We start from the raw sequence: 6,943 nt of genomic DNA, 5'->3' as shown, positions 1-6,943 counted from the left end.
CCCTGATCGCATCGCAAACCTCCGGTTTGCACCAGAGATTCAGATTCATCGCGTTTTGGGAAGGCCAAAGAGTCGAGATCAGCGAGGCGGCGTATGACACCTGCAGAACCGGCCCTTCCTGGCCTCTGGCCAGTTCCGGATCGGTCGTGATGAAGCCTGCTGGTGCCCCCCGATTGACGAGCGCATGCAACAGCACACCCGTTGTGTCCTCCTTGCCACGCAAAACAACCATATCTCCCGCCTGCATGGCCGGCGCGTATGTACAAAGCCCGTTTGCCGTCCAGCCCTCCGGCGGTTGGTGAGCCCAGGTGCCACCCGTCGCCGCCTCAACATGTGATGCGCTCCACTGCCTTCCGTTGGGGCAAAGCTGCGGTTTCGGCATGCTTGGACTGCGGCGCCTGTTGGATGCGCCATGTCTGCGGACCAGTTCACGGAAGGCCGCGCGCTCTTTGAGATAGCGGCGATAGGCTACGAAGCCGGAGAGGTAGTGCTCAACATCATCTATCCGCACCCGAAAAGCATGGTGCCGAATGAAGAAGGAACCGGCAATGCCCTCAGGCCTGCGATAATACATCGCCATTTCTGGCCAGAAATGGCCATTCAGCAGATGATGAGCACGTTTTTCAAGCGCCCTTTCGAAGTGCATCAGATCAATATCATTCAAAAGCCCATGCAGGCTGGGCTCGGCGGCAATACGCGACAGCGTCTGGCGCGCCGCCATCATCAACTCAAGTAGTGTCGGGAAGGTGGTGACCCGGTTTTCGACGAAGTCGAGATAGTCGGCAACGTTGCGAATGGCGAAACGGAAGTAACGTTCCTCTGGCCGGTGGCGCGTCAGTTCATTGACGCAGTAACCAAGCCAATGATCATGATGTTTCCAGTGCTCTGCGGCAATGAAGTGGTTAAACGCGTTCTCAACGGTTTCAAGCCATCGCTTGTCACCGGTCAGCTCATAGAGGCGCATGAGACCGAAGGCTGCCTCGCCCTCGTAATAGATGGTGCGATATTTCTGTTTGACCGAAAGATCGGGAAAATGAAGGACGTGCACGAAGGCACCCGTCTTGCGATCCTGCATGTGGCGGATGCCGCATGCGAGCTGCTCCGCAACGTCCCTCCACGCGGTCCTGCCGGTCACTGCCATATATTTCGTCAGCGCCAGGATCGCGACGGCGTTACCGCCGAGCTTGATCTCGCCATCTGCCTCAACAAGGAAGGCGGCTTTCGTGCCGTCGGGAAGGATGGCAGGCTTGATCAGCTTAGCCTCGAGATAGATAAGCGCACATTCGATCGCATTTTTCAGCCGCGGGTCGTGAGTCAACTCCCAGGCCTCGATCATGGCATAGGTCGTGCTTGCGTGGCGCAGCGCGTTATAGGCCTCTATGCGCCGGTCGAAACAGGCGTGGTAGCCGTAGACGCCGTGGCAATCTTGACGCGGTTGTCGACCTTCCCGAAATCATAGAGCATCTGCGAGGCGCTGAAGTTCAGATCCGGGCTATAACGGTCCGACCGGTTGGTGTTGTAGGAGGAGTCCAGTCCCCAGCTGAAATTCGGAAGATAGCCGGCACGAGCCTCGTTCACGGATTCGGTCTGCTGGCGAAGCCGCCCGATGGTCTCTGTGACGGCAGGATGCCAATCGACAGCCTTCCTGACCGCAGTTTCGAGTGACAGGGGGCCCTTGTGATGTGCGCTCATGGGCTTCGCTGACCTGACCGGGTCAGCTGTGGCGCCACTCACACCCGGAAGATCTTCGTTACCCGAGCGTCTCTCATGACCGAGAGTTTCGGGATTTCCACTACCCGCCTGACGGATGTTGGCGCCGGGGCGGTTCGCGCAGCCGGTCGCCAACATGCCTGCAGCAATGATGTAAACAAATGCTGGAAACCAACGAAACCGCATCTAACGTTCCACCTTCTGACAAGAAGAATGAGCAACCTGCCAGTACGAGAAACGAGACCATGGCCTTTGAATTACCGATACAAAACCGGCTCTTAAGTCAGAACTAGGTAAATGCGGTTAACGATAGGTTAATCTTGGTAAGTGAATATTAACCATGTACCTCCCTGAGGCGCGGCCTAATTGCAATTATCGCATCGGTTGCTCTAGCTAACGCTCGTGAGAAACAAGGAATACAACGGCATCTGCTTCGTCCAGTGTTTGGTCAAACACGCCACCTCCGCAACAACGGTGCGGAGGTGAAGAAGCTGGACTTCGTGTTCAGGCATCAGCCGTGGCCATGGCGCGCTTCGCTGATCATGGTCTCGAGCCGGATCGCGACGTCATGGGCGCGTCGGTAGTAGGACAGTTCCTCCATCGCGTAACGGTCTATCGGCGTTTCGAAATTCAGCGGTGTAACATAGGGAGTGGCGGCAATGGCTTTGGTCACAATGTCCCAGTTCACTTTGCCGTCGAAGGGCAGCAGATGATCGTCCATGGCGCTGAAATTGTCGTGGATATGGGTTGCGATCAAGCGCTTGCCATGCCGTTCGAGCACCGAGACCCGCCCAGGTTCGATCATTTCCCAATGGCCGCTGTCATAGCAAAGTCCGATGAAATCCGCTTCATAGCGCGTAAACAGCCAGTCAAATAGTAGCAGATAGTTGTCGGCGCTCGCCTTCGGAAGGTTCTCAACGGCGATCTGCACCCCGCTCCTTGCACAATAGGGTCTCAAATCGTCCAATGATCGCTCGAGCGGCTCGAAGAAACGTGCCTCGTTTTCCGGATTCTCGAAAACCTCGTCGACGATGTCGACATGCAGCACGACATTAGGCGCACCGAAGGCCACAGCAAGGTCGATGCGGTTCTGCAGCAACTCGACACCGCTTTGACGCTGCCACGCGTGATGGGATAAGATGTCCTTGCGGGTTTCGCGGATGAATTCGTGTGATCCCTTCAGTTCCGAAACGAGATTGCGGCCATTGCTGGCATGCAATGAATGAACCTTGAGACCCGCTTCGGCGACGATTTTGCGCGTGAACTCGATCTCCGCATCGGAGAACCAGTATGAACTTCCTGAGTCGGGATTCCAGTTCACGTGGGTGAAGCCCGCCGTGCGGACCCGATCGAGAGTCCGCCGAATGCCCTCGTCGTACCAGCGTTCGTGATGCGGCCAATGCCAGACGGTAATGCAGCTATCCATGGGTCGTTTCTCCTTCAAAGCTTGTTCGTTTGAGGTTCCTTGCCGAGGCTCATGCGTTCGGCAAAGAGGATTACCGCCAGCGAAAATGCGGTGATCAGGGTGACATAGACGAGGTTGATGGCGGCCTGTTCGGGGTCGGCCGAGACCGCGCCGTCGACGATGGCTATTGGCAGCGGCTTGTTATTGACATTGTAGAGGAAGGCCGAGAGCGGATATTCCGCCATCAGGTCGTTGAAGCCCATGCCGGCGACCAGAATGGCGGTTGGGGCAATCAGCGGAAAGATGATGCGGCGGAAACGATAGAGCGCAGAGGCTCCCATCGCGCGCGCTGCTTCTTCGTAGGCTGGATCGATCCCAACGAAAGAGGCCCGCAAGAAACGGCTCGTCATCGGTAGCAGGATCACGGCATAACCGATCGGCAAAAGCCAGTAGGAGCCGAGGAGGACGGCGTTGCCGACAAGCAGATTAGGATGGTCGAAAACCGTGATGAGGCCGACGGCGAGCAAAATACCCGGAACCACCCAGGGCAGGAAAAAGCCGGCGTCGAGCAGCCGCGTCAGCCAGTTCTGCTTACGCAGGATGACGGGAATGGCAAAAAACGTCAGTGCAAGCGCGGCGCCAACGGAGACAGCACCCATGGTTGCCGAATTGAGGAAAGGCTCGACAGCGCTCCCGCCCGAAAAGACCCGGATGTAGTTCTTCAGTGTCAGAGCGGACGGAAATACCTCGACTCCGATGTCGGAGGCGGGCGCAAAAGAGAAGAGAACGACGAGGACAACTGGCAACAAGTATAACAGCGCCATAAGATAAGCCGCCACATGTATGGCGGTATTTGCCATACGATTGCGGATTTCTTTCAGCATGATGGGGCTTATGCTTTTGGTCCCGGCGGAATAGTTCCCCCTAGCCTCGAGATGCTGGGCGAAAAGGATCAACAACATCAGCACCGCCCCCATGCCAAGCGCCAGCAGCGCGGCGAGATCCGATCTTCGCAGGCTGTTGAGGGTGAGAACCATCTGACTCAGCATGTGAAAATCTCGTCCGCCGAGAACCTGCGGCGCCGCAAAAGAGCCGAGCGCTGTATGCAGGGTCAGCAGTGAAACGGCTAGGAGCGTTGGTCTGAGCGCTGGCAGGACGACCCGCCGGAAAATGATGGTTTCGGAGGCGCCCATGCTTCGCGCGGCCTCGATCGTGGCATAGTCGACCCGGCGCATCGCAGCGCGGAGGAAAAGAAAATAAAAGCCGGTCAGCAGGAAACTGTGGGCAAACAGCACGCCGAACCCGCCGATGAACCAGTCACTGCGGATCGAGGGCGCAAACCATCTGATCGCCGTCGTCACCACACCTGCCGGTCCATAGGCGAAATTATAACCGGCACAGGCAACCACACCACCGAAGACGAGCGGCGTCGCATACGCGATCTTGAGGAAAGTCCTTCCCCGCAGCTTGAAATATTCGAGGACCGCCACCTGGAAAACGCCGACGATGGTGACGGTGACCATGGAGGCGAGCGTCATCCAGACGGTGTTGGAAAAGGCGTCCCGAACGCGACGGGACGCCGCGAGGTCGGCAAGCGGCGCATAAAGGGAAAGCGAGCCGTCGTGAAGCAGTGCGATCTTCAGCGCGGAGACGAGCGGCATGAGGACGAAACTGAACCCCGCCCAAGCGACGACGACGATCCCCGCCCAATAAAGGATGCGTTCCCCCGAAACAGCGCGGTTCATCGCATCGGCTCCGCAAAGATATGCATGGCGTCCGGGCGAACCGTAACAGGAATGGTGGCGCCCCGCTCGAAAGGCGCATCACCGAGAACAAGCGCCGATAACACCATGTCGTCGAAAAGCAACTCGATGCGGCTATAAGCACCGAGAAACTCCACTGCGCCGATTGTCATCGGTAGCCCGTCTCCGGTGCCGAGAAGCAGATTTTCCAGACGAACGAAAGCTCGTCCTGTCACCTCCCGCCCGAGCAGGCGCGTGGCGATTGCTGGGGACAATTCGTTGGTCGCGCCGATGAATCGACAAATGAAGGGTGTCGCCGGCTGGCGGTAGAGCGTGCGCCCATCACCGACCTGTTCGATGCGGCCCTCGTGAAGAACGACGATCCTGTCGGACATGGTGAGTGCATCTTCCTGATCGTGGGTCACGAAGATTGCCGTGAAGCCGATGTCCTGTTGCAAGCGGCGAATCTCGCGGCGCATGACGGCGCGCACTGCGGCATCGAGATTCGACAAAGGTTCGTCGAAGAGGAGAACCTGCGCGCCGGTGACGAGTGCACGTGCAATCGCGACACGCTGCTGTTGGCCGCCGGAGAGATTGGCGGGTTTCCTCGCGAGATAATCAACGATGCTGGCCATCGACGCGACCTCATGCACCCGTCGATCGATCTCCGGCTGCGGCCGCCTCGCGACACGCAGCGCGAAAGCGATGTTTTCATAAGCACTCATATTGGGAAACAGGGCATAGTTCTGAAAGACGATGCCAATGTCTCTGCGTTCAGGCGGCTGGCTTGTGATGTCACGTCCGGCCAGGACAATTTTTCCACTCATCGGCGGCAAGAATCCGGCCAGTGCGCGCAAGATGCTGGACTTGCCGCTACCGGAAGGTCCGAGCAGCGAAATAAATTCCCCTTTTTTCACACTGAGCGAGAAATCCTTGACGATGGCATTGCCGCCATAGCCAATCTCCAGCGTATCGATGGTCAGAACGTTCGATGTCATGGTCTATATGCCCGTCGACGTCATATCGCCTTGAATGGCGTGGCCGCGGCAGTTCGCGCCGCAGCCGGAAAACATTTAGCGGATATCCAGTTCTATTCTCTGCAACCATGCATCCAGTTTCGGCGCAATCGCATCCCAATTGATCGGCTGCGGCTTCACAATCTTCGCAAGTTCCTGCACCTTGGCTGGCGATCTAGCAAGCGCGGCCGGAAGTGCCGGCACCTGACCGAATTTCTCAGCATAGGCAGCCATCACCTCCTTGGAGCCGAACCAGTCGATGAAGGCCTTGGCCTCGACAAGATGCTTCGTGCCGGCCACTATGGCGACCCCTTCGGAAATAAACGGCGTGCCGCCCTCGGTATCGATGATCTTGATCGGGAGGCCGAGATCCTGGGATTGCTTGAGCGCGCCACCGAGCCAGTTCAATGTGATCGTCGCTTCCTTGGACTTATAGGCCTGCAGCAGCGCATCGCCGTCGTTCACGACGATCGCATTGTTGTAAAGCTTCGTCATGAAGTCCCAACCTGCGGGCGTCACGTCGCCGTTTTCATCAAGAAACCTCGCAAGCATGCCTGCCAGATAGATGCGCGTCGTCTGCGCAGCAGTGCTGCCGATCACGTATTTGCCCTTATACTGATCCTTCGTGAGATCCAGCCAGCTCTTGGGAGGCGTTAGTTCACCAAGCGTATCCGGATAATAACCGAGCACGATCGGCGTTTGCCAGAATTTGTGAACCATACCATCGACATCATTGTACCCCGCGGGTAGCTCCGTCGCCCAAACCGGAGAATAGGCCTGGAATAGTGCCGCCTTCTTCATGAGCGCCATGGACGTATCGACCATACCCAGCACGACATCGGCCTGCGGATTGTTCTTCTCCGCCATCAGCCTGTCGAACAACTCGCCACCCCCTGCATTGAGAATGGTGATATCGTGGCCTGCGGCCTTCGCCCGCTCTTTGATCCAGATGGCGCGCTGATCGCCCTGCGGAGAATACACGGTCAGCGTGGCGGCAGATGCGGGAAAGATCGATGCCACAGCAATCGTGGCAGCAGTCAAAATTCCAAAAAGCTTCATGGCGGACCTCC

General features: G+C 57.6%; 5 protein-coding genes and 1 pseudogene. All 6 read right to left on the bottom strand.

What is annotated here, in order from left to right:
- Positions 1 to 1,336, bottom strand: a pseudogene (locus ACI2KA_RS25100) (glutamate ligase); the annotation flags it as partial.
- 41 nt (positions 1,337 to 1,377) lie between these two features.
- Positions 1,378 to 1,896 (bottom strand): TolC family protein, encoded by a 519-nt coding sequence (locus tag ACI2KA_RS25095; protein ID WP_404505165.1) that lies wholly within the window; start codon positions 1,894 to 1,896, stop codon positions 1,378 to 1,380.
- Between the two features lie 325 nt (positions 1,897 to 2,221).
- A complete protein-coding gene (locus ACI2KA_RS25090) occupies positions 2,222 to 3,136 on the bottom strand; it encodes a sugar phosphate isomerase/epimerase family protein (RefSeq protein ID WP_404505164.1) in 915 nt (304 codons plus the stop codon).
- 14 nt (positions 3,137 to 3,150) lie between these two features.
- Complete coding sequence (locus ACI2KA_RS25085; RefSeq protein WP_404505163.1) at positions 3,151 to 4,860, bottom strand: ABC transporter permease; 1,710 nt, start codon at positions 4,858 to 4,860, stop codon at positions 3,151 to 3,153.
- Complete coding sequence (locus tag ACI2KA_RS25080; RefSeq protein ID WP_404505162.1) at positions 4,857 to 5,855, bottom strand: ABC transporter ATP-binding protein; 999 nt, start codon at positions 5,853 to 5,855, stop codon at positions 4,857 to 4,859. Before ACI2KA_RS25080 ends, ACI2KA_RS25085 begins: the two co-directional genes overlap by 4 nt.
- Positions 5,856 to 5,930: 75 nt before the next feature.
- Positions 5,931 to 6,932 carry an extracellular solute-binding protein gene (locus ACI2KA_RS25075; protein ID WP_404505161.1) on the bottom strand — a complete coding sequence of 334 codons (1,002 nt, stop codon included), beginning with the start codon at positions 6,930 to 6,932 and terminating at the stop codon, positions 5,931 to 5,933.
- Positions 6,933 to 6,943: the final 11 nt, after the last annotated feature.

It is taken from the genome of Agrobacterium sp. NPDC089420, from assembly GCF_044900305.1.
Taxonomy (GTDB): Bacteria; Pseudomonadota; Alphaproteobacteria; order Rhizobiales; family Rhizobiaceae; genus Agrobacterium.
This window is presented reverse-complemented; position numbering and strand designations above follow the sequence as displayed.

Bases quoted from the DNA above. Each gene is read 5' to 3' on its own strand.
- ACI2KA_RS25085 (WP_404505163.1), bottom strand. From the start codon at position 4,860: ATGAACCGCGCTGTTTCGGGGGAACGCATCCTTTATTGGGCGGGGATC.
- ACI2KA_RS25095 (WP_404505165.1), bottom strand. From the start codon at position 1,896: ATGCGGTTTCGTTGGTTTCCAGCATTTGTTTACATCATTGCTGCAGGC.
- ACI2KA_RS25075 (WP_404505161.1), bottom strand. From the start codon at position 6,932: ATGAAGCTTTTTGGAATTTTGACTGCTGCCACGATTGCTGTGGCATCG.
- ACI2KA_RS25080 (WP_404505162.1), bottom strand. From the start codon at position 5,855: ATGACATCGAACGTTCTGACCATCGATACGCTGGAGATTGGCTATGGC.
- ACI2KA_RS25090 (WP_404505164.1), bottom strand. From the start codon at position 3,136: ATGGATAGCTGCATTACCGTCTGGCATTGGCCGCATCACGAACGCTGG.